At 65.1% G+C, this 1,730-nt stretch carries 3 protein-coding genes and 1 pseudogene; all 4 read right to left on the reverse strand.

The genetic code is table 11. The annotated features are described in order from the left end of the window. Positions 1-305, reverse strand: a 305-nt coding sequence (locus ACXJ7R_RS31790) for a MogA/MoaB family molybdenum cofactor biosynthesis protein (RefSeq protein WP_457155268.1), incomplete at its 3' end; no start/stop codon positions are given. Between the two features lies 1 nt (position 306). Beyond that, a complete protein-coding gene (locus ACXJ7R_RS31795; protein WP_457155269.1) occupies positions 307-1,194 on the reverse strand; it encodes a 4-(cytidine 5'-diphospho)-2-C-methyl-D-erythritol kinase in 888 nt (295 codons plus the stop codon). A 26-nt stretch (positions 1,195-1,220) separates the two neighbouring features. Next, entirely contained in the window at positions 1,221-1,406 is a 186-nt protein-coding gene (locus ACXJ7R_RS31800) for a membrane protein (RefSeq protein ID WP_027023000.1), read from the reverse strand. Positions 1,407-1,539: 133 nt separating this feature from the next. Next, positions 1,540-1,730, reverse strand: a pseudogene (locus ACXJ7R_RS31805) (S49 family peptidase); the annotation flags it as partial.

Genomic DNA, 1,730 nt, shown 5'->3' on the forward strand with positions numbered 1-1,730 from the left:
TCCATGCGCTTTTCGAAGATCGGCTCCAGCGCTTCCGGCGTCACGTCGCGGCCGGTAAACCCGGTGCCGCCAGTGGTGATGACGACGTCGATCGCAGCGTCCCGCGACCAGCCGAGCACCTTGTCGCGAATCTTTTCGCGGTCATCGGTGACGATATCGCGGGCGGCGAGGACGTGGCCGGCTTCCGTGATGCGGTCGGCCAGTGTCTGGCCGGATTTGTCGTCGGCGAGGCTGCGTGTGTCCGAGACGGTCAGCACCGCGATGCGGATCGGGATGAAAGGCCGGCTCTCGTCAATCCTGGCCATCTCAGCCAGCCTCCGATGTCATGCTGCGCGTCGCGGCGACGAACCAGTCGGGCTGGCGGCTGCGGATGTCCGCGGCAGCGCGCTTGGCGACATTGCCGGTCTCGAACAGGCCGAAGCATGTCGCGCCGGATCCGGACATCCGGGAGAAACCCGATCCAGCCTTGTTAAGCCAGGAAAGCGCTCTGCCGATGGCGGGCTGCATCGCCAGCGCCGCAGGCTCAAGATCATTGCGGGTGATCTCCAGCCAGTTGCGCAGGCTATGGAAGTCGATGCTGCGCGGCAGCGGCGGCAGTGGCTCATTGTCGCGACGGGAAAGCGCTGCAAACACCTCGGCGGTCGAGACGGCCGTTCCGGGATTGACCAGCACCAGCCCCAACGCCGAAAAATCCGGCACCATCGACAGTTCGTCGCCGATGCCACGCGCGACCAGCGGCTTGGCCGCCAGGCACATCGGCACATCGGCGCCAAGCGAAAGGCCGATCCGCGCCAGCTCAGTGCTGTCCATGTCTAGGGCCCATGTCTCCGCCAGCCCGCGCAGCACGGCTGCCGCATCGCTCGAGCCGCCGCCGACGCCGGAGGCAACCGGCAGGTTCTTTTCGAGCCGGATGGCGACCGGCGGGGTTCTCTTGGCCCCAGCCTCTCTTCGCAGCGCATCGCGGGACTTAAGCACGAGATTGCTGGCGTCGAGCGGAACGGCCTGCGCGTAGCGGCCAGACACGGTAAAATCGTCGCTGTCGGCGAGCGCGATTTCGACCCGGTCGCCAAAACGCGTGAACACCGCCAGGCTTTCGATCAGGTGATAGCCGTCAGGGCGCCTGCCGGTGACATGCAGCGCCAGATTGATCTTGGCGTGCGCATGCCAGATGCGCGACCCGATCTCGGTGTCCACGGCGTCAGTCGTATGCGGGATGATGCTCAGTCCTTGGCCAGCCGGTATTCGCCGGTCTTCGGATCCTTGACCAGCGTACCCATGGCACCGTTGGCTGCCTGCTTTTCCGTGCGCCGCACCTTGGCGGTCACGCGCTCGGCTTCCCGGATGAAGGTGCGGTAGCCGAAATAGGCGGCGACGCCAACGACGGTGAAGAAAATGATCTGCGGCATGTCAAAACTCCTCCCACGCTGGGCGGCGGCCGGTCGGGTCGGTTCATGCATGTCGCCCAAAAGTGGATCCGGTTTTAGGAAAGCGACATGCATAAGACTTCAAGCTCTCATGCTAGACGGTTTTGCCGGTTTTTCAAAGCCCGAACCGTGCCCACAACGCGCGCTCTTCCGCCGCATCGATCACGCCGCTGGCGGCTGCCGCGGCGATATCGGGCGCTGAAAAGCCCTTGCTCGAGCCGAATAGGCCGAAGCGGCTGAGGAAACCGCGCGGCGCCGTGACCAGCCTGAGCTGGGTCTTCGCTCCGAACCGGGTCTTGAGCACCG

The sequence above is a fragment of the Mesorhizobium sp. P5_C1 genome (genome assembly GCF_054049815.1).

Coding starts and splice junctions, on each gene's coding strand:
- ACXJ7R_RS31800 (WP_027023000.1), bottom strand. CDS start 1,406: ATGCCGCAGATCATTTTCTTCACCGTCGTTGGCGTCGCCGCCTATTTC.